Source organism: Amycolatopsis sp. CA-230715 (assembly GCF_018736145.1).
Taxonomy (GTDB): domain Bacteria; phylum Actinomycetota; class Actinomycetes; order Mycobacteriales; family Pseudonocardiaceae; genus Amycolatopsis.
In genome coordinates, this window is sequence record NZ_CP059997.1 from 6,005,993 (window position 1) to 6,024,300 (window position 18,308).

15 protein-coding genes are annotated in these 18,308 nt (G+C 67.8%); 6 read left to right on the forward strand and 9 right to left on the reverse strand.

Going from position 1 to position 18,308, the window contains the following annotated elements; all coding sequences use genetic code 11:
- The 3 genes from HUW46_RS28915 to HUW46_RS28925 form a co-directional block, all read right to left on the reverse strand.
- The gene (locus HUW46_RS28915) at positions 1-1,359 is read right to left on the reverse strand and encodes a hypothetical protein (protein WP_215541934.1); all 1,359 of its coding nucleotides are present in this window, start codon (positions 1,357-1,359) and stop codon (positions 1-3) included.
- 82 nt (positions 1,360-1,441) lie between these two features.
- Entirely contained in the window at positions 1,442-1,711 is a 270-nt protein-coding gene (locus HUW46_RS28920; RefSeq protein WP_215541935.1) for a DUF397 domain-containing protein, read from the reverse strand.
- Positions 1,698-2,573: a helix-turn-helix domain-containing protein gene (locus HUW46_RS28925; RefSeq protein ID WP_215541936.1), complete on the reverse strand. Its 876-nt coding sequence runs from the start codon at positions 2,571-2,573 to the stop codon at positions 1,698-1,700. The genes HUW46_RS28920 and HUW46_RS28925 overlap by 14 nt, the downstream gene beginning before the upstream one ends.
- A gap of 114 nt (positions 2,574-2,687) precedes the next feature.
- Here HUW46_RS28925 and HUW46_RS28930 point away from each other — a divergent pair, with 114 nt between their 5' ends.
- Positions 2,688-2,999 (forward strand): hypothetical protein, encoded by a 312-nt coding sequence (locus HUW46_RS28930; RefSeq protein ID WP_215541937.1) that lies wholly within the window; start codon positions 2,688-2,690, stop codon positions 2,997-2,999.
- A 5-nt stretch (positions 3,000-3,004) separates the two neighbouring features.
- Here the strand turns inward: HUW46_RS28930 and HUW46_RS28935 are convergent, their stop codons facing one another.
- From HUW46_RS28935 to HUW46_RS28950, 4 genes are read right to left on the reverse strand one after another with little or no spacing between them, the layout of a single operon-like run.
- The gene (locus HUW46_RS28935) at positions 3,005-3,757 is read right to left on the reverse strand and encodes a hypothetical protein (protein ID WP_215541938.1); all 753 of its coding nucleotides are present in this window, start codon (positions 3,755-3,757) and stop codon (positions 3,005-3,007) included.
- Positions 3,754-4,068: a type VII secretion target gene (locus tag HUW46_RS28940; protein ID WP_215541939.1), complete on the reverse strand. Its 315-nt coding sequence runs from the start codon at positions 4,066-4,068 to the stop codon at positions 3,754-3,756. Before HUW46_RS28940 ends, HUW46_RS28935 begins: the two co-directional genes overlap by 4 nt.
- An 18-nt stretch (positions 4,069-4,086) precedes the next feature.
- Positions 4,087-4,833 carry a hypothetical protein gene (locus tag HUW46_RS28945; protein WP_215541940.1) on the reverse strand — a complete coding sequence of 249 codons (747 nt, stop codon included), beginning with the start codon at positions 4,831-4,833 and terminating at the stop codon, positions 4,087-4,089.
- Complete coding sequence (locus tag HUW46_RS28950; protein ID WP_215541941.1) at positions 4,830-5,201, reverse strand: hypothetical protein; 372 nt, start codon at positions 5,199-5,201, stop codon at positions 4,830-4,832. Before HUW46_RS28950 ends, HUW46_RS28945 begins: the two co-directional genes overlap by 4 nt.
- 469 nt (positions 5,202-5,670) lie before the next feature.
- Between HUW46_RS28950 and HUW46_RS28955 the strand changes: the two genes are divergently transcribed.
- Together HUW46_RS28955 and HUW46_RS28960 are read left to right on the forward strand one after the other, a co-directional pair.
- On the forward strand, positions 5,671-6,147 hold the full coding sequence (locus HUW46_RS28955) for a hypothetical protein (protein ID WP_215541942.1): 477 nt from the start codon (positions 5,671-5,673) through the stop codon (positions 6,145-6,147).
- On the forward strand, positions 6,144-8,198 hold the full coding sequence (locus tag HUW46_RS28960; protein ID WP_215541943.1) for a M56 family metallopeptidase: 2,055 nt from the start codon (positions 6,144-6,146) through the stop codon (positions 8,196-8,198). The genes HUW46_RS28955 and HUW46_RS28960 overlap by 4 nt, the downstream gene beginning before the upstream one ends.
- A 1-nt stretch (position 8,199) precedes the next feature.
- On the opposite strand, the gene HUW46_RS28965 is transcribed toward HUW46_RS28960, so the two are convergent.
- Entirely contained in the window at positions 8,200-11,925 is a 3,726-nt protein-coding gene (locus HUW46_RS28965) for a multifunctional oxoglutarate decarboxylase/oxoglutarate dehydrogenase thiamine pyrophosphate-binding subunit/dihydrolipoyllysine-residue succinyltransferase subunit (RefSeq protein ID WP_215541944.1), read from the reverse strand.
- A 295-nt stretch (positions 11,926-12,220) separates the two neighbouring features.
- Here HUW46_RS28965 and HUW46_RS28970 point away from each other — a divergent pair, with 295 nt between their 5' ends.
- From HUW46_RS28970 to HUW46_RS28980, 3 genes are read left to right on the forward strand one after another with little or no spacing between them, the layout of a single operon-like run.
- Positions 12,221-12,544, forward strand: coding sequence for a type VII secretion target (locus HUW46_RS28970; protein ID WP_215541945.1), 324 nt, complete (start codon positions 12,221-12,223; stop codon positions 12,542-12,544).
- Positions 12,537-16,937, forward strand: a complete 4,401-nt coding sequence (locus HUW46_RS28975) for an RHS repeat-associated core domain-containing protein (RefSeq protein ID WP_215541946.1) — start codon at positions 12,537-12,539, stop codon at positions 16,935-16,937. Before HUW46_RS28970 ends, HUW46_RS28975 begins: the two co-directional genes overlap by 8 nt.
- A gap of 22 nt (positions 16,938-16,959) precedes the next feature.
- Positions 16,960-17,406, forward strand: a complete 447-nt coding sequence (locus tag HUW46_RS28980; protein WP_215541947.1) for an SMI1/KNR4 family protein — start codon at positions 16,960-16,962, stop codon at positions 17,404-17,406.
- 200 nt (positions 17,407-17,606) lie between these two features.
- Here HUW46_RS28980 and HUW46_RS28985 read toward each other — a convergent pair whose 3' ends face one another.
- Entirely contained in the window at positions 17,607-18,275 is a 669-nt protein-coding gene (locus tag HUW46_RS28985) for a hypothetical protein (RefSeq protein ID WP_215541948.1), read from the reverse strand.
- Positions 18,276-18,308: the final 33 nt, after the last annotated feature.

Here is an 18,308-nt window from a genome sequence, read left to right on the forward strand (position 1 = left end):
CTACTTGAAGATGACCTGGTCGAACGGGAACGGGCGGAACGGCACCTTCGGCACGCCCTCGGCCTTCATCGCGGCCGGTTCGAGCGCGGGCGGGAAGGTGTACTCGTAGGTGTAGTAGGAGTCCTCGGAGTTCGTCGCCGTGTCCGGGGTGCCGTCGAGCTTTTGCGGCGTGGTCGCCCACGTGACCGAGTAGGCGGGCAGCAGTGTCGCGGGGTCGATGAAGTACCGCATCTGGCGGCCCTGGACGGGCGCGATGTCGATGCTGTACGGGTAGTCGCCCGGCTTCTTCCCGGTCTGCCGGAAGGCCGCGTCGAGGAATCCGGCGCCGAGCCGGTCCTCCGTCCGCGCGCTGTGCTCCTTCTCCAGTTCCGGTTTCACCGGATTGGTCGGGGCGAGGGTGACGTCGAGCTGGAGGTAGGTCTTGCCGTCCTTGCCCTGTGCCTTGGTCGGTTTGGCCATGGTGAACAGGCCGGGGATGCCGTCGAGGTAGGAGATGAACTTGTCGGCGTCCTCTTGCGACAGTCCCCCGGGGGCGACGCCGTCGCTGGTGAAGCTGTTGTAGACGAGCTGACCCGGCTGCATGCGGCGGGCGCAGGAGTCGTGGTCGTCCGGCTCGGGCGGTTTCCACGTGTTGGTGTAGTCCGAGTAGAACCGGCTGGCCTTGTCGACGCAGCGCATGACTTCGCCGTCCACCGTGTTGTCCTTGTGGACGGCGGTGCTCTCGTCGATGAAGTTCCGGCTCGCGTAGTCGATCGCGACCCGGTTGGTCTGCACGTTCTCCGGGTAGGTCTTCTTGTAGTCCGCCGAGGTCGCCCAGCGCTGGTGGATGTAGTCGGTGACGGTCTTGGTGCTCTGGTTCTTGAGCATCGACCAGTAGAGCTGGCGCGGGTCGACGGCGGCGAGCGCCTGGTCGGACGGCGTGGTGCCGAGGGTGAACCCCGGCGGAGCGGCGGGGTACTGCTTCACTTCACCGGCGGGCCAGTAGACCCCTTCCGCGGCCGGGTCGGTCGGGGAGTGGGAGCCGAGGTCCTTCTCACCCTTGTCCCCGGTGGTTTGGATCACCATTACGGCGATCACGGCCGCGACGACGACGAGCGGCAGGGCGATGCCGAAGATCAGGCCCCGCTTGCGCTTGGGCGGGGGAGGCGATGCCTGCGGGTAAGGACCGGGCTGGCCGGGGAGCGGACCTGGCTGACCGGGGAGCGGACCGGGTTGACCGGGGCGCGCGCCGGGCGGTGGTTGCGGGCCGGGATAGGGCTGCTGCCCGGGAACCGGGCCATACTGGGACTGCTGGCCGTAGGGCTGACCGGGTCGTGGTGCTGGTCCACCCGGGTAGCCTTGACCTGGACCGCTTGACATCTGTTTCTCCCCATGCAGGCACGAAATCGGCTAGATCGTATAGCGCCGATCGCGTTCGCGCGCGGGAGTCCGAAAAGTGCGGTCAGGAGGTCGCTGGGACCGCCCAGGCCGCGGCACGGAGGAACGTTCGCCATGGAGCGTGGTCGAAGCTCAGTTCGCCGCCGAGTCGGTCCTTGGTGTCCCGTATGCGGACTTGGGACATAGAGTCCCAAACTTCAACACAGTTGTTGTCTCCGGCGCCACCCGCGCCGGTGTAGCTGCTGGTGCGCCAACCGATCTCAACGCAGTTACCGTTGCCCGCCGAGTAGCTGCTGGTGCGCCAGGTGAGGCCGCCTGGCTCAAGGGTGATCATCGTGGTCCTCTCGGTTCTGGTACAGCTCCAGTGCCAAGCTGCCGACCAGGTCCCTCGATTGTGCCTCGTCCAGCGCGGTTTCCGCCAGAGCCGCAATGATCCGCCGGTAGGCCGTGATTTCATTCGACTCTTCAAGAAATACTGTTGATGTTTCGCTTTCCATGTAGATGACCGGCTTGATGTTGGTGAACTCCATGAACGTGAATGATCCGGCCGCGGCCGCGTGCGCTCCGAGGGCGGCAGGCACCACTCGCATGGAGATACTGGGGCGAACCGACATGCGGAGGAGATGGTGTAGCTGCTCAGACATCACCGCTGAGCCGCCAACCGGAAGGCGAAGTGCGAATTCGTGAATGAAAAAAGTGTATTTCGGTGGTTGATGGCGGCTGAAGATGGCCGACCGTGCGAGCCGGGCGGAGACTCGGCCGTCGACTTCATCGTCAGGAACATTGACTATGCGGTTGATGACCGAGCGGGCGTAGTCGCCGGTCTGCAACACTCCCGAGAGAAGGGTGGCCGCATAATCGTATATGACAGTTGCCTTGTCCTCGTGGTCGATATAGGTGCGCAGCTGCATCGGTAGTCGCGAGCCGTGCTGTTGGTGCCAGCCCGGCTTATTCGCTTCGGTGCAGAGCGCCAGAAGGCGCTGCTCTTCGGGGCCGGTCACCCGGCAGAAGCCGAGCACCTTCGCGACTTCGATCTCCTTGACCTTGCGGTTGCCGGTCAGCATCCTCGACACATCGCTCTGCGACCAGCCCAGCTCCCGCGCGAGCTGTTTTCCCGTCACCCCGGCGTTTTCCAGCACGGCGCGCAGCCCTTCGCCGAGTTCCCTGGCGCGCACGGTCGGCACGTGTTCCACCATGGAGTCGACAGTAGACATTCGAGCGCGGTACCGGTTCGCACCACAACTCCGCCACCGGAAAGGACGATTGTATGCGCGCGCTGAAATCGGTTCGCTGGGCTGGGGAGGTCACCGATGAATCCGCAATCCGCGGCCAGCGCGCGGGCGATGTGGTTGCTGCGCAACGAAATCTACGCCCAGCTCGACGAGTGCGAGTTCCTCGCGATGAGCGACGACGAATGGGACGACGAAGAAGAAGCCGCCGCGCGCGGGCTGCTGTGCGATCTCGTGACGGTGGTCCGGACCGTGGTCGGGGATCACCGCGAGGACGCACAGGGCCGGTGCAAGCTCTGCGAGAAGCTGTGGCCGTGCGACAGCATCGATTCGGTGCACCGAAGCATGCATGCCCCCGACGCCGGGTTCGCGAAGCTCTTGGAGCAGCGTTGAGCCGCTCAGCCGCCCCGGTAGGACCCCGTCGCCGGGTCCGGCCAATGGCCGCCGGGGAACACGCTGTTGTCGATCGCCTCGCCGTGGAGGCTGACGAGTTGCTGGGCCTGGGCACCCAAGACGAGGGTCAATGCGCCGATCGCGCCCCAGATCAGAGCTGCGTTCACCCCGGCTTCCTCGACGATCAAGCCAAGCCCGGCCCAGGAAAAGATCGCCGAACCGATGGCCGCGATCGCACTGGCCATGGCAACGATGAACTTGACGAGGACGAGACCGATGGCGACGTAGAAGGTCAGACCGGCTCCCGCGCATAGCTGCAGAGCGATCGAGGTGCTGTTCGAGATCGACGAAATCCTGCTCGCCGCGTCCCCTTGCGGTCTGATCGTCTTGTTGTACACCTCACCCGCCGTTCCCTTCCAGGTGTTGGTGGACGGCATGACCTCGGGTTTCACCTGTCCGGAGATGGTGCTGGAAATTCCTTTGATGTCTTGCCAGTCAAATGCGTACACGAAGAAGGCGACTGGTGCGCCAATACCTTTGAGTGCGTCCTTGATCTTGTCGAAAATCCACTTCGCCAGATCTACGATCTTTTCTCCCAGCCAGGTGATGGCATCGGCGACGAATCCCGGTACGTACCAGTGATCGGTGGCCTCCGCGATGGCCTGGGGGACCTCGGCGATCTTTCCGGACAGGTCGTCCAGCCCGCCGTTGATCTTGTTGACGACCTCCTGGAACTGCGCCTCGCTGAAGTCCGTCATCGACCGGCCTTCTTCATCTGCTGCGCTCTCGCGGCCTCGTCCGCTTCGTATTTGTTCGCGACCGCGCGCAGGGTGGCGCTGATTTCGGTCATGCGCTGCTGTCCCTCGGCGGCTCGTGCGATCACCTGGTCGATCATCTGGCCGTACGCTTCGAACACGAGCTGGAATACGCCTGCTTCGATCCGGTTCAGCCGCAACCCCTCCGCCTTGGGGCCGATCTTCCCCATTTCCGCCGCTTCGGCGTCCCACAGGTCGGCGTCCTTGCGGATCTCCTCGGTGACGACGTGGATGTCGCCGGATGGTGGTGGCATGGTCTGCGCTCCCTTTGCCTAGCGTCGCGGGTTTTTGAGCAGGGCGATGGCTTCCGCGAAGAGGCCGTCGATTCCGCTGTCCATAGTGGACGCCGAAGTCGTGTTGCCCGCCAGGTCGGACTTCGCGCGCTCGAGTGCGTCGCCGAGGGCGTTCATCAACCCCGTCGCGGTTTGCCGCGCCGCCCAGCCGGGTTCGATGGAGCACGACGTGAGTGCGAACTTCGACAGTGTGATGGCCACTTTCCGGCCTGCGGCCACGCCGGTGCCCGTGGTTTCCCGTGGTGGGCCGGAATTCGTCGACCGTTCGACGTTTTCGAAGGCCTTGATCGCGTCCTCGGCGACCAGGTCGAGTGCACGAGGTGTTACTTCGGGGACAGCGGCGTCCGTCGGTGTTGGCGGCACTTCCCGGTTCCGCGCGGTCGGCGGGAAGGTGTCCGGACCGCCGTCCAGATCTCGGACGGTAGCGAGGAAATCGGTGTCCTCGAGGTTTTCGGTCCAGGACTCCAGCCTGTTCGTCGTGGCGGCGCCGCAAGCTTCGAGCACACTGCTCGCGAGATCATCCGGGATGAGCCACTCATCCCAGTCGGCCGCGACGTGGAACGATTCCGGCAGGCCGTCGGCGCCGAGTTTCACGCGCACCGCCGAGCTGTGATCGCTGCCTTCGGCGCTTCCCGGTGCCTGTGCCTGCGCTGATTTGATCAGTTCGCCGAGCGCGGAGACGTAGCGCCGCATCCGGTCGAACTGCGCCGCCAATTCTTCGGTCATCGAGGTTCCCCAGTCTGGTTCCGTGCGTTTCGGTCGAGGCTTTCGGCGCGCGTCACGCTCAGGATGATCGGCAGGGTCAGCACGCAGGCGAAGGTCACGAGTGTGCTGACCGCGGCGTTCGTGGCCCAGGCTCCGATGGCCACCACGACGAGCCAGCCCGCGGACACCGAGGTGACCACCGCGGTCGCGAGCAGTATCGCCCGCTTGAGCCGGTGAGCGAGTGCCGTCGCGACCACGGCCCAGGTGAGCAGCGAGATCCCGGATATGACCACCACGGTCGACGCGATCGGCCCCAGCAGTGTGCGTTCGGCCTCGACTTCGCTGCTGGACCAAATCAGGAGCGTGCCGGACAGTGTTGTCACCGCCATGAGCCAGCAGGCCATGACGGTTGTCCGCTGGCTGCGGGATTTGCGATCCGCATTTCCCAGCCCGAAGTGATCCAGTCCGCGACGAGGCGCTTTCGACATGACCCGACATTCCGATCAAGTGCTTCACTGGCACCGGCGAATGATCGAGAACCTCCTTCGCGCCACCGGTCGTCCCTCCCCGGACAACTCCGGTGACAATTAAAGCACAGGGTTATGTATGCGGTAATGTATCATTCTCCACGAAACGGTGAATGTCGTGCGTCGCGTCCGGCTATACCGCCAGACGGGGGATATTTCCTTGATTTTCCTTTAGTGGTCGAGCGGTTTCGATTAGGTATATCTTCGGGAAATTGTGTGGTCCCGAGGTCGGGTCGTAGTTCGATCACGGCCGCCTTCGGCAGGCGGGTCCATTCGAGTGGTCTCGTCGCGACCGGTGCCGATCGGCACCGTCTCTCGGGATGATCGATCGATGGCAGCTGAGCACGAGCAGAACCTCGCGGCGACCGGCGGACTCGAGGCGCGACTGGGGCGCCGCGTCGTTTCCGAGCTGGCTCCGGACGAAATGCCGCTGTTCGACCAGACCTGGCAGGTGCTCGGCCGCCATCCCCGCAGGCGGAGCCGTCGCCGCGAAGAGCCGCTCGGCTTCGGCCTGCCGGAGGCGGGCGAGGTGATGGTCACCGCGATCGCCTCGGGCGTGGTGCTCGCCGTGGTCAAGGATCTGAGCAAGGACCTCGGTTCCTGGTCGGGCCGCCTGCTGTCCCGGATCTTCCGCCGCAAGCCGAAAGCGCTGCCCGATCCGTTGCCCCCGCTGTCGCCGCAGCGGCTGCAGGAGATCCGCACCCTCGCCTACGAACGGGCGCGCAAGCTCGGCCTGCCCGAGGACAAGGCGGACGCGCTGGCCCACGCGCTGATCAGCGAACTGGCCACCCGCGAACCGGGCTCGTGACGGCGCCACGGCGTCCGGCCCCGTTCCTGCTGCCGTCCGGCACCAGCTCGGCCTTCCTCCTGCTGATCAGCGTCGTCTTCACGATCTCGACCCTGTGGCATCCCGCCCTGTTCAACGTGCTGTTCACGCCCAGCAAGTCGCCGGACGAGCGCGCGGCCTACGCGCGGTGCGTGGCGGCGATCTTCGCGGTGCCGGGCCGCATACTCGCCTCGTCACCCGAGTGCGCGCCGATCGTCCGCGGCGGCGGGGACGACGGCTGGATGGCGATGCTGCTCGTGTTCGCCGTCCTGTGCCTGCTGACCGCGGCGCAGTACTGGTTCGGCCCGGTCCGGCGGATCCGCCGCCGCCGGTTGCGGCCGATCGACCGGGACGTGTTTCCCGCGCTGCGCGAGCACCTCGACCGGACCGCGGCCGAATTCCTTCCCCGCGGGAGGGTCGAGTTCCTGCTCGACGTCGTCAACCCCGCCGTCGACGGGCTCGCGTTCGGCAGGGCCGGGCGCCGCTACATCGCGCTCAGCCGCGGCATGCTGGTCCTGTTCGAACGGGACCCCGCCCTGTTCAAAGCGGTTCTCCTGCACGAAATGGCGCACGTGCGCAACCGCGACCTGGACATCACCGCGGTCGTCTTGGCGCTGTGGCGCGCTTTTCTCGTGGTGATCCTGGCGCCGGGGCTGCTCGGCGCCGTCGTCGGGATCCTCGTCGGAATGCCGCCGTGGATCGACGGCGGCATGCAGGCGTTCGTGTCCGGGCCCGGGTTGTCCTGGTTGTTCGCCGCCCAGCTCGTCGCGCTGACCGGTCTGGCCTGGCTCACCCGCTACACCGTGCTCCAAGCCCGCGAACTGCACGCGGACGCGCGCGTGCTGACGTGGTGGCCGGAGGCCGCGGCACCGTTGCGGCGGCTGTTCGACGCGGTCCCGAGACGCCGGTGGTCGCTCGCCGAGCTGCGTCGCCGCACCCATCCCCGCCCCGGTACGCGGGTGGCCGCGTTGACCGGAGACGGGCCGTTGCTGCGTCAGGGTTTCGCGTTCTCGTTCGCCCTCGGTGCCTGCTTCTCGTTGAGCATGGACGTCGCGACCTCGATGAGCGGCCAGCTCCGCCAGGGCGCGTTCTACTGGCCTGCCGAGGTTTTCGTCCTCGTGCTGGGGATCGCGCTCGGCATCAGGGAACTGCGCGCGGCGGCATACGCCGAAGCGGCCGGTGGTCTTCGCGCCCGCTTCGGCCTCGCCATCGGGCTTCCGGTGGGCTGGGCCATGGCGCCCAGCCGGATGACCGACCACGCGATGGCCCCGTTCCCGGTGGGCGTGCAACTCGCGGCGCTGCTCGTGCTCGCCGCGGCGGGGTGGTTCCTGGGGCTGTGGGTGGAGCGGGTGATGGCGGCGTGGACGCCGAAGGTGCGCGCCGCCGACCGCCCCGTTCGCGTCGCCGCCGTGCCCGTCGCCTTCGTCGTCGTGGTCCTGCTGCTGGCCGCCAGAACCGTTTACGAGACCCAGTACCTGGTGATCATCGCGCACCTCACGCAGGACCCGGCGGTGTCCGATCCGGTGCTGCTGGCGCTCGCCGTGGCTCAGCGGTGGCTGTTCTCCCACTTCGCCGCCTCCGGCTGGCTGCCGCTCACGGTCGCGCTGCTCGTGCTGCCGCTGCTCGCGCGGCCGCGCACGCCCTTCCGCCCGATCAAGGCGAGGACCCTGCTCATCGGTCTGGTGGTGGGGGTGGCGGTGACCGCGCTCTCGGTGGCTTTCCTGTATTCGTCCACAGTGGACATCCTCGCGTTCGGCTGCGGGTTCGGCGCCGGGGTGGCCGCCGCGACGGCCGTCTGGGCGCGGGCGGCGCCGGTGCTGAAGGGCGTGCTGGCCGCCTCGGTCGTCGGCGTGTTCACCGTGGTCTCGCTGGCCGCGGTGATGCCGATGTCGTGGAAGCTCATGACGTTCGCGTCCGGGCAGGTGCTGGAGGTCGCGCTGCTGGCCGGGCTGGTCACCACCGCGCTGCGTTCCCCGGAAAACGCGAAGGGCCCTTCCCGCGTGCGGGAAGGGCCCTTCGTCAAACCGCTCTAGCTCACTCGAACGCCTTCGCGATGATCGCCTTCTGCTCGACCTCGTGCACCTTCGACGAGCCCGCCGACGGCGCCGCCATCGGGCGCCGCGCGACGACCTGCAGACCCGAGAGCGCTTCCGGCAGCTTGCGCGGGAGGTTGAGCCCGAAGAACGGCCACGCGCCCTGGTTTTCCGGCTCCTCCTGGACCCACGTCACGCTCTTCGAGTTGGTGTAGCGCTCCAGCGCGGCCACCAGCTTCTTCTTCGGCAGCGGGTAGTACTGCTCGACGCGCACGATCGCGATGTCGTCGATCTCCTGCTTGGTGCGCTCGGCGAGCAGTTCCCAGTACATCTTGCCCGAGGTCAGCAGCACCTTACGGGCCTTCTCGGGCGCGATGTCGGCGTCGTCGATCACGGACAGGAACTTCGACTGGTCGGTGAAGTCCTCGACCGACGACTTCACCAGCTTGTCGCGCAGCAGCCGCTTCGGCGTGAACACGATCAACGGGCGCTGGATGCCGTCGAGCGCGTGGCGGCGCAGCAGGTGGAAGTAGTTCGCCGGGGTCGACGGCACCGCCACCGTCATCGAGTTCTCCGCGCACAGCAAGAGGAACCGCTCGATGCGGCCGGAGGTGTGGTCGGGGCCCTGGCCCTCGTGGCCGTGCGGCAGCAGCAGCACGACGTCGGAGCGCTGGCCCCACTTCGCCTCGCCGGAGGAGATGTACTCGTCGATCACGGTCTGTGCGCCGTTGACGAAGTCGCCGAACTGCGCTTCCCACAGCACCAGCGCCTCGGGGTTCGCCACCGAGTAGCCGTATTCGAAGCCGACGGCCGCGTACTCGGACAGCGCCGAGTCGTAGACCATCACGCGGGCCTGGTCCTCGGTCAGGTTCTGCAGCGGCGAGTACTCCTGGCCGGTCTTGCGGTCGATCGCGACCGAGTGGCGCTGGGTGAACGTGCCGCGACGGCTGTCCTGACCGGACAGCCGCACGAGACGGCCTTCGATGGCGAGCGAGCCGAACGCCAGCAGCTCGCCGAACGCCCAGTCGATACCGCCTTCGCGGGACATCTTGGCCCGCCGCTCCATCACCGGCTTGACGCGCGGGTGCAGCGTGAAGCCCTCGGGCACGTTGATGAACGCGTCGCCGATGCGCTCCACGATCTCGCGGGAGATCGCGGTCGGCACCTTCGCCGGGATCTGCTGCTCCTCCTCGACCGAGGGGCTGGCCTTCGCCGGGTGCTTCTCCAGCTCGCGCACCTCGTTGAAGACGTGTTCGAGCTGGCTGGAGAAGTCGCGCAGCGCGGCCTCGGCCTCTTCGACGGAGATGTCCCCGCGGCCGATGAGCGACTCGGTGTAGGTCTTCCGGACCGAGCGCTTCGTGTCGATGATGTCGTACATCGCGGGCTGCGTCATCGACGGGTCGTCGCCCTCGTTGTGGCCGCGGCGGCGGTAGCAGATCATGTCGATCACGACGTCCTTGTGGAACGCCTGCCGGTACTCGACCGCCAGCTTCGCCACCCAGTGCGCCGCCTCGGGGTCGTCGCCGTTGACGTGGAAGACCGGCGCGCCGATCATCTTCGCCACGTCGGTCGCGTACTGGCTCGACCGCGAATGCTCCGGCGCGGTGGTGAACCCGACCTGGTTGTTGACGATCAGGTGCACGGTGCCGCCGGTGCGGTACCCGCGCAGCAGCGCCAGGTTCAGCGTCTCGGCGACCACGCCCTGCCCGGCGAACGCGGCGTCGCCGTGCATCAGGACCGGCAGCACGGTGTAGCCCTCGCCGCCCTTGTCCAGGATGTCCTGCTTGGCGCGGACGATGCCTTCGAGCACCGGGTCGACGGTTTCCAGGTGCGACGGGTTCGCGGTCAGCGACACCTTGGTCTCGCCGTCGCCGAACATGCGGAAGTACTTGCCCTCGGCGCCGAGGTGGTACTTCACGTCACCGGAGCCGTGCGCCTGGCCGGGGTCGAGGTTGCCCTCGAATTCCTGGAAGATCTGCGAGATTGGCTTTCCGACGATGTTGGCGAGCACGTTCAGCCGCCCGCGGTGCGGCATGCCGATGACGACCTCGTCCAGCTCGTGCTCGGCCGCCTTGTCCAGCACGGTGTCGAGCAGCGGGATCGCGGTCTCGCCGCCTTCGAGGGAGAACCGCTTCTGGCCGACGTACTTGGTCTGCAGGAACGTCTCGAAGGCCTCGGCCGCGTTCAGCTTCGACAGCACGTACTTCTGCACGGCCGGGTCCGGCTTCTCGTGCGGGATCTCCACGCGGTCCTGGATCCAGCGGCGCTCGTCCGGGTCGAGGATGTGGGTGTACTCGATGCCGACCGTGCGGCAGTAGGAGTTGCGCAGCACCCCGAGGATGTCGCGCAGCTTCATCCGCTCCTGGCCGGCGAACCCGCCGACCGGGAACTCGCGATCGAGGTCCCACAGGGTGAGCCCGTGCGAGAGCACGTCCAGGTCGGCGTGGCTGCGCTGCCGGTAGTTCAGCGGGTCGGTGTCGGCCATCAGGTGGCCGCGCATCCGGAACGCCTCGATCAGCTCGATCACGCGCGCGGTCTTGTCGACCGGGCCCTCGGGGATGTCGGCGACCCAGCGGATCGGCTCGTAGGGCAGGCGCAGGCTGGTGAAGACGTCGTCGTAGAAGCCGTCCTCGCCGAGCAGCAGCGCGTGGATGCGCTTGAGGTACTCGCCCGATTCCGCGCCCTGGATGATGCGGTGGTCATACGTCGAGGTCAGCGTCATGATCTTGCTGACGGCCAGGTCGACCAGGGTCTTCTCGCTGGTGCCCTCGAACGCCGCCGGGTACTGCATGGCGCCGACGCCGATGATCGCGCCCTGACCGGCCGACAGCCGCGGCACCGAGTGGTTGGTGCCGATCCCGCCGGGGTTGGTCAGCGAGATCGTGGTGCCCGCGAAGTCGTCCGCGGTGAGCTTGTTGTTGCGGGCCTTCTTGATGATCTCCTCGTAGGCCTGCCAGAACTGCAGGAACGTCATGTCCTCGACGGCCTTGACCGAGGCGACGACGAGGTTGCGCGAGCCGTCCTTGCCCTTGAGGTCGATGGCGAGGCCGAAGTTGACGTGCTCGGGCGTGATCGCGAACGGCTTCCCGTCGACCAGCTTGTAGTGCCGGTTCATGTTCGGGAAGTCCTTCAGCGCGCGCACCATCGCGTAGCCGATGAGGTGCGTGAAGGAGATCTTGCCGCCGCGCGTGCGCTTGAGGTGGTTGTTGATCACGATGCGGTTGTCGGCCATCAGCTTGGCCGGGACCGCGCGCACGCTCGTCGCGGTGGGGACGGTCAGCGACGCGTCCATGTTCTTCGCGATCGCCGCCGCGGCGCCGCGGAGCTGCTTCGACTCCGGCTCGCTCTTCGCGGGCTTCGACTCGGCTTTCGCGGGCTCGGCCTTGGCCGGTGCCGCCTTCGCGGGCTCTGGCTTCGCGGACTCTGCCTTGGCGGGCGCGGGCTTCGTCGCCGCCGACTGCGTTGCCGCGGACTGGGCGTTCTGCTGCGTCTTCGCCGAGGGCGGGGAGGCCTGGCCGTTGCGGGACCCCACGGCGCCGTTGGGCTGGGGCGCCTGCTCGCGCGCGTCGTCAGCCTTGGCCTTGGCCGCCTGCGTCGGCTTGAAGTCCGCGAAGAAGTCGTGCCATGCGGCATCTACTGAGGAGGGGTCTTCGAGGAACTGGTCGTACATTTCTTCGACCAGCCACTCGTTGGGGCCGAACTGTGACGCAGGGCTGCTGCTGGACACGGCTTGGGCTCGCCTCTATCCATCTCGGTCTTGATGTGGTGTCTTTGCGCCTACCAGGCTAACCCCCGCGTTCGCAGCCGTGTGACAGAACTAGCCACTGTGAGGCGTGGCGCACTAAGACGTAGGTCACTGATTCGATACCGATCAGGTCTCGACCGGGTCTCGGGCGGCACCGACAGGGTGAACTCACGGTCCTACCCGGTGCCCACTGTGGTCGTCCGGGTGAGGTCTTGGCCGGGGCGGGCCACTCGGGCGATCCTGGGTGCCGCGCGGAGGACGACGAGGGGGAACACCGATGCCCGAGGGTGGCTATGAGGTTCTGCAGGACGAGCTGGGGACGCACGCGGGCAAAGTGGACGCGCTCGCCGGGCGGCTGAAGACCGCCGTCGCCGCCGCGAGGCAGGTGACCATGGACAACAGCGCGTACGGCGTCATCTGCCAGCCGTTCGCGATGCTGCTCGACCCGTTCGAACAGTGGGGCGTGAAGGCGCTGGAGAAGGCCGAAGAGTCCGTCGAAGGAACCGCGGGCAAGGTGCGCGACGCGGTCAAGGCGTACTCCGGCCGCGACGAAGACGCCTCGAAGGACCTGAAGAAGGCGGGCGGCGATCTCAGTGCCTGACGGGAACCCCCTGGTCGCGCAGGCCCAGTCGCAGACGACCGCGGTCACCGGGATCGGGATCGCGGAGTCCTCGGTGGACCTGGCCAACGGCGTCAAGGACGGCTCGTGGGTGGAAGGCGGCCTCGGCGCGCTCGGGGTCGGCCTGGAAGCGCTCTCCCTGGTCGTCGATCCGATCGGGACGCTCATCCAGTACGGGGTGTCGTGGCTGATCGAACACGTGCAGCCGCTGAAGGAAGCGCTGGACTGGCTCGCCGGGAACCCGCCGGTGATCCAGTCGTTTTCGGACACCTGGGCGAACGTCGCGAAGGAGGTCAACACCGTCGCGGGCGATCTCTCCAACGAGGTCAAGAACGGTACCGCGGGCTGGAAGGGCACCGCGGCCGACGCCTACCGCGACTCCGGCGCCCAGCAGGTCGACGCGATCGCGGGCGCCGCGACACTCGCCGACGGCATCTCCGCCGGCGTGATGATCATGGGCCAGGTCGTGGCCATGGTCCGCGAAACCGTGCGGGACCTGATCGGTGAACTGATCGGCAAGCTGATCTCGTGGGCGCTGGAGGAGGCGTGCACCCTCGGCTTCGCGACCCCGCTCGTCGCGGTGCAGGCCACCACCGCGATCACGAAGGCGATCACCAAGGTCGGCGACCTGATCCGCAAGCTCGTCAAGACCATCGGCAACGTCACCCCGAAGATCCGCAAGATCGTCGACAAGCTCGGCGAGATCATGGAAAAGCTCGCCAAACTGGGCAAGAAGCTCGGCGGCGGCGGAACCAGCCCGTCGGCGGCGAAGTCGGCGGGCAAGCACGCCGACACCCCCGGCGTGCACGGCGACACCACACCGTCCGGCACGCACAGCCCGGACGGCCCCGACGGCGTCGACGGACCTGGTCACCACGGTGACGGCACGTCGTCCTCCTCGGCGAAGGAAGGCGGCCCCAACCGCCCCGACGACCCGAACACCGCGAACACCCCGGAAAAAGCGCGGAACACCTGCAACGACCCCGTCGACGTCGCGACCGGTGAGGTGATCGCGGGACAAACCGACGTCACCCTCGACGGCGTGCTCCCGCTGGTGCTGCGCCGCACGCACGTGTCGTCTTACCGCGCGGGCCGCGGTTTCGGGCGGTCGTGGGCATCCACAGTGGACCAACGGCTGGAGCTGGACGCGCAGGGCATCGTCTTCGTCGCCGAGGACGGCATGCTGCTCTGCTACCCCGAGCCGTCCCGCTCTGGTGAGGGTGAGGTCGTGCCCGTGTCCGGCCCGAGGTGGCCGCTCGCCCGCACCGACACCGGGTACCGGATCAGCAGGCGCGACCTCGGCCACGAACTGCTCTTCGACGGTGAAGGCACCGAGTTCGCCCTCTCCGCGATCGCCGACCGCAACGGCAACCGCATCACGTTCGAACGTGACCAAAACGGGCTCGCGCTCGCGGTGTGGCACAGCGGTGGTCACCGCATCGAGTTCGACCACGCCGATGCCCGCGTCACCGGCCTGCGGCTGCGGAACTTCCACGGCGACGACATCCAGATCGCCCGCTTCGCCTACAACACCGCGGGCGACCTCACCGAGGTCGTCAACTCCTCCGGCCGCGCGATGCGGTTCGAGTACGACTCCGACGGCAGGATGACCACCTGGACGGACCGCAATGGCGAGTGGTACCGGTACTTCTACGACGAGCGTGGGCGGTGCATCGCCAACCAAGGCTCCGGCGGCGCGTTGAACGGGACGTTCAGCTACGACACCGATGCCCGCGCCACCAGGTTCACCGACGCGCTCGGCAACACCACGACCTACCGGCTCACCGCTACCGGCCGGGTCGCCGAGGAGATCGACCCGCTCGGCAACCGCGTGATCCACGAGCGCGACGACGAGGACCGCCTGGTCGCCACCACCGACCCACTCGGCCGCACCACGCGCTTCGTCTACGACGATGACGGCAACGTGGTGCTCCGCACCGGCCCGGACGGAGCCGAAACGCGCGCCGAGTACGACGCTCACGGGGACCCGCTCGCCGTCGTCGAGCCCGACGGCGGTGTCTGGCGACGGACCTACGACGAGCACGGGAACCTGCTGGAGGTCATCGACCCGGCCGGAGCCACCACGCGGTACGCCTACCGCGCCGACGGCGCGCTCACCCAGGTCACGGATTCGCTCGGGCACACCAGGCACATCGAGACCGACAGCACGGGCCTGCCGCTGCGCATCACCGACCCGCTCGGGGCGAGCATGCGGATCCGCCGCGACCAGTTCGGCCGGATAGTCGAAGCCGTCGACTCGGCGGGCGGTGTTTCCCGGTTCGCGTGGACGGTCGAGGGCAGGCTGCTGTCGCGCACCAGACCCGGCGGCGGAACCGAGCGGTGGCGCTACGACGGCGAGGGCAACGTCGTCGAACACCTCGACGCGCTCGGCCAGGTCACTCGCTCCGAGCTGACCCACTTCGACCTTCCCGCCGTGCGGACGACCCCGGACGGTGCGCGCTCGGCCTACCGCTACGACGCGAACCTTCGCCTGCTCGCGATCACCGACGAGCACGAGCGGACCTGGTCCTTCGGCTACGACGCGGCAGGCAGGCTGATCAGCGAGACCGACGTCCACGGCCGAACCCAGCGTTACGGCTACGACGCGGCGGGCCAGCTGATCGAGCGGGTGAACGCGGCAGGCGACGTGACGACCTACGAGTACGACGCCGCGGGGAACCGCGTCCGGATGAGCGGGCCGGACACCGCCGCGGAATTCGGCTACGACGTGATGGGCCGGACGCGGTGGGCGCGCAACGAGGACGCGGAGGTGCGGTTCGAGCGGGACGCGCTCGGCCGGGTGCTCGCGGAGTCGATCGACGGCCACGCCGTCGTCTCCGCCTACGACACCGAAGGCAGGCGCGTCCGCCGCGTCACGCCGACCGGCAGCGAAAGCAGCTGGGACTACGACGGCAACGGGAACCACGTCGGCCTGCGCACCGCGGGCCGGTCGATGAGCTTCCGGTTCGACCAAGCGGGCCGCGAGGTGGAACGCCTGCTCGACGCGGGAACCATGTTCGCGCAGTCTTGGGACGCGAACCACCGGCTCGTGTCGCAGACGGTGTCCGCCGTCGCCGGGACCCCCGACCGTGCCGGGGCGAAGCTGCTCCAGCACCGGGAATACCACTATCGCGCCGATGGCAGGCCCACCGAGGTGTCCGACCGGTTGCGCGGTACTACGCGGTTCGACCTCGACCCGGCGGGCCGGGTGCTGGGCACGGCCGGGGAAACGGCCGAGATCGCCCCGCCGCCGCCAGCGCTTTCCGACGACGACGGCACCGGGCTTCGGACCTCGGGACCGGTGCGGTACCTCCGCGATCAGCAAGGCCGGATAGTGGTCCGGCAGCGGGCGAAGCTCTCCGGCAAACCGGATGTCTGGCGGTACAGCTGGAATTCGGAGGACCGGCTCGTCGGTGTCGAAACCCCGGACGGCGCGCGGTGGCGCTACCGGTACGACCCGTTCGGCAGGCGTACCCGCAAGGAGCGGCTCGGTGCGGACGGTGCGGTGCTGGAGATCATCCGGTTCTGCTGGGACGGGGCGGAACTCGCCGAGCAGATCCGGTCCACCGGCGAGGCGACCACGTGGAACTGGGCACCCGATTCGCTTCGGCCGCTCACGCAGGTTTCCCGTGCCGTCGGCGCGTCCGAACAGGACTGGGTGGACGCCGAGTTCTTCTCGATCGTCACCGATCTCATCGGCACGCCGACCGAACTCGTCGACGTGCGAGGGGAAATCGCGTGGCGCCAGGACACCACGGTGTGGGGGCGGGCTCTCAACCGGTTGACCTCGCGCACGTCCACGCCCTTGCGCTTTCCCGGTCAGTACCACGACGACGAGACCGGGTTGCACTACAACCACCAGCGGTACTACGACCCGGAGATCGCGCAGTACGCGAGCGCGGACCCGCTCGGCGCGGCGGCGGGCGCGGACCCGTACGCCTACGCGCCGAACCCGGTGTCCGGCTCCGACCCGCTCGGCTTGGCGCTGTGCGAGGAAGGTGCCACCAAGAAGATCGACGAATACCGCGCCGACAAACGCGTCGGCGGCAAGAAGAACATCGCGGTCGCTGACTACGAGATCAACGGTGTTTCGGGGCAGCGGGTCGGTGTGAGCGGTAAGCACCAGTACGACGGGTCGGCGCCCATGCCGCCCGAACACACCCTCAACCGCGGCCCCGACGACATCGCCAGGGCGGCTGACTCGGAGATGAAGATCTTCGAAGAGTTGAAGGGACAGCTCAAGCCCGATGCCAGTGGGCGAATACACGTGTATTCGGAACGACCGGTGTGCCCGTCGTGCCAGGAGGTGATCAAGGACTTCCAGCGGGCGTTCCCTAACATCAAGGTGACCTATTCCGATCTCGGCCGCGGCTGAAGTCCTTCGTGGAGCGTGGTGCATGTCCGAACCCATTTCCGACCTCGTCGAGCGTCTGGTGTCCGGCGGGTTGGCGACCAGGGAAACCGTCGTCGGGTGCACGCCGGACGAGGTGGCCGAGATCCGTGCCGGGCACGGCGTCGACCGGCTTCCCGAGCAGTACGAGGAGTTCCTCCGCCTGATGGGCAGAGGTGCGGGGGAGTTGTTGCGGGGCACGGACTTCTTCTATCCCGGAATTCAGGGGCTGGCTGACGACGGACGCGAGCTGCTGGAGGAGAACGACGCCGCGCATCTGCTGCCCCAGGGCGCCATCGTGGTCGGGATGCACCAGGGGTACGAGCTGTACTGGCTGGCGCCCTCGGGCGAGTTGAGCTGGTACGTGGAGGCGGAGACCGAGGTTTCGCGCACCTGGCCCTCCCTGGCAGATTTCCTTGTCGCGCAGATCGAAGCGCAGCAACGGCTCAAATGACCTCGGGGAGCCTCGGCGTCGGCTCCGTTGCGGCCGCTGTGATTGCTTCGGTGTCGCGCACCTGCTGTCCCCGGCGCCATCGTGGTCGGTTCCGAGTCCACAGTGGACTGCGCCGCGTTCGAACACCGTGTGCCCGACCTCAACTCCTGTTCCGGGGACGAGGCGGCCACGGCCTTCGCGGCGCCGGTGCGGTGAAGCGTTCAGGCTCCGTCGAGCCAGAGCAGTTGGTCCAGTGTGAGCAGGTCGAAGTCGATTTCGGCGGCCGCGGCCCTGGCGACGACCATGATCGAATGCTGGTCGCCCGGTACCCGGAAACCGAGCGCGCGCAGCCCCTTCGCCACCCGGACGTCCGGTTTCAGCGCGTCCGCGCCGCAGCGCATGCGGAGGTAGGCGAACAACGCGGGGCCGATGCCCTTGACGGCGCCGACCACGGGGTCGAGCCCGTGCGCGTGTTCCAGCGCGCGTACGTCTTCGGCCCATTCCAGGCAGGCGCGGTCCTCGTCGACGCCGAGGCGGTTCGCGAGGTCGACCAGGTTCCTGGCGATCGTGCGCATCGTGCGCGGTTCGGACGCCAGCAGGCCGTAGGTCACCGGGTCGGGCGGGGAGGTCGCCATGATCGCGAGCGTTCCCGGCGCGTGCTCCGATGCCCACCGGTCGACAAGGGGCAGCACCCGTTGCTCGTACCGGCGCTGCCGCGAGGCCACCACGTCGAAGACCATCGCGCCACGGCGTCCCGCGTAGACCTGCGCGTAGGTGCGTGCGGCCGCCGAGGCCGCCGCCCCGTGCTTCTCGGCGCGAACCCTCAGCTCGCGCACGGCAGCGGGCCAGTCCGGCCGTTGCCGGAGCAGGAGCAGTTCGTCGGAAGCCATCTGCCCACCTCTACTCGGGACTGCTGAGGAAAC

Coding starts and splice junctions, on each gene's coding strand:
- HUW46_RS28915 (WP_215541934.1), bottom strand. CDS start 1,359: ATGTCAAGCGGTCCAGGTCAAGGCTACCCGGGTGGACCAGCACCACGA.
- HUW46_RS28920 (WP_215541935.1), bottom strand. CDS start 1,711: ATGATCACCCTTGAGCCAGGCGGCCTCACCTGGCGCACCAGCAGCTAC.
- HUW46_RS28925 (WP_215541936.1), bottom strand. CDS start 2,573: ATGGTGGAACACGTGCCGACCGTGCGCGCCAGGGAACTCGGCGAAGGG.
- HUW46_RS28930 (WP_215541937.1), top strand. CDS start 2,688: ATGAATCCGCAATCCGCGGCCAGCGCGCGGGCGATGTGGTTGCTGCGC.
- HUW46_RS28935 (WP_215541938.1), bottom strand. CDS start 3,757: ATGACGGACTTCAGCGAGGCGCAGTTCCAGGAGGTCGTCAACAAGATC.
- HUW46_RS28940 (WP_215541939.1), bottom strand. CDS start 4,068: ATGCCACCACCATCCGGCGACATCCACGTCGTCACCGAGGAGATCCGC.
- HUW46_RS28945 (WP_215541940.1), bottom strand. CDS start 4,833: ATGACCGAAGAATTGGCGGCGCAGTTCGACCGGATGCGGCGCTACGTC.
- HUW46_RS28950 (WP_215541941.1), bottom strand. CDS start 5,201: ATGGCGGTGACAACACTGTCCGGCACGCTCCTGATTTGGTCCAGCAGC.
- HUW46_RS28955 (WP_215541942.1), top strand. CDS start 5,671: ATGGCAGCTGAGCACGAGCAGAACCTCGCGGCGACCGGCGGACTCGAG.
- HUW46_RS28970 (WP_215541945.1), top strand. CDS start 12,221: ATGCCCGAGGGTGGCTATGAGGTTCTGCAGGACGAGCTGGGGACGCAC.
- HUW46_RS28980 (WP_215541947.1), top strand. CDS start 16,960: ATGTCCGAACCCATTTCCGACCTCGTCGAGCGTCTGGTGTCCGGCGGG.
- HUW46_RS28985 (WP_215541948.1), bottom strand. CDS start 18,275: ATGGCTTCCGACGAACTGCTCCTGCTCCGGCAACGGCCGGACTGGCCC.